Source organism: Arthrobacter rhombi (assembly GCF_900163545.1).
GTDB lineage: Bacteria > Actinomycetota > Actinomycetes > Actinomycetales > Micrococcaceae > Arthrobacter_H > Arthrobacter_H rhombi_A.
Genome location: NZ_FUHW01000029.1, coordinates 1 through 1,268, shown reverse-complemented (window position 1 = coordinate 1,268; position 1,268 = coordinate 1). Strand labels below are relative to the sequence as shown.

Sequence of the window (1,268 nt, the reverse complement as noted above, 5' to 3'; positions counted from 1 at the left end):
CGGGTAGAGCGGGTGGGCGGTAGCCAGGGCGGTCACCCGGGCCTTCAACCCTTCAAGGACACCGGCGTCGGCACCGCCGTCGGCGGTCCCGGCAATCAACGCGGCCGCGATGATGTCAGCGACCTCGGTAAAGGCCTCCTCGGAGAAACCACGCGTCGCCAACGCCGGAGTCCCGATCCGTAGCCCCGAGGTCACCATCGGCGGCCGCGGATCAAACGGGACAGCATTACGGTTCACCGTGATCTCGATCTTCGCCAGCAGGTCTTCACCTTCCTGGCCATTGAGCACCGAGTCCCGCAGATCAACCAGCACCAAATGCACATCGGTGCCACCGGTGAGCACGCTGATCCCGCACGCAGCAACATCGGGCGCGTTGAGTCGTTCAGCCAAAATCCTGGCCCCGGCCAACGTCCGGGCTTGGCGTTCGGCGAACTCCGGCGAGGCAGCGATCTTGAACGCGACCGCCTTACCGGCGATCACATGCTCCAACGGCCCGCCCTGCTGACCGGGGAACACCGCCGAATTGATCTTCTTGGCAATATCGGCGTCATTGGACAAGATGATCCCGCCCCGCGGGCCGGCCAACGTCTTATGCGTGGTGGAGGTGACCACATGGGCATGCGGCACCGGGGAGGGGTGCAACCCGGCAGCAACCAGGCCAGCGAAATGGGCCATGTCCACGAACAGGTAGGCCCCGACCTTGTCGGCGATCGCCCGGAACCGTTCGAAGTCCAACTGGCGGGGATAGGCCGACCAGCCGGCGACGATCATCTTGGGCTGGTGCTCGATCGCCAGGGCCTCGACCTCGTCCATGTCGATGCGCAGATCGGACTCGGAGACCGAGTACGGGACGATGTTGTAGAGCCGTCCGGAGAAGTTGATCTTCATCCCGTGGGTCAAGTGACCACCATGGGCCAGGTTCAGGCCCATGACCGTGTCCCCGGGACGGATCAGTGCGTGCATCACCGAGGCATTGGCCTGGGCACCCGAGTGTGGCTGGACGTTCGCGTAGCCGGCACCGAAGAGGGCCTTGACCCGCTCGATCGCCAAGGACTCGATCACGTCGACATGCTCGCAGCCGCCGTAGTACCGGCGCCCGGGGTAGCCCTCGGCGTATTTATTGGTCAGCACCGAGCCCTGGGCTTCCATGACCGCTTGGGCCGTGTGGTTTTCCGAGGCGATCATTTCCAGACCGTCCTGCTGGCGGGCCAGCTCGGCATCGATCCGCGAAGCGACCTCGGGATCAAGCTCCGCCAGCGGGGCCGTCA

1 protein-coding gene is annotated in these 1,268 nt (G+C 65.1%); it reads right to left on the bottom strand.

Annotated features, from left to right (window positions below; genetic code table 11):
- Positions 1 to 1,268: serine hydroxymethyltransferase (gene glyA, locus FM101_RS08435; protein ID WP_428844151.1), on the bottom strand; the 1,268-nt coding region annotated here is incomplete at both ends.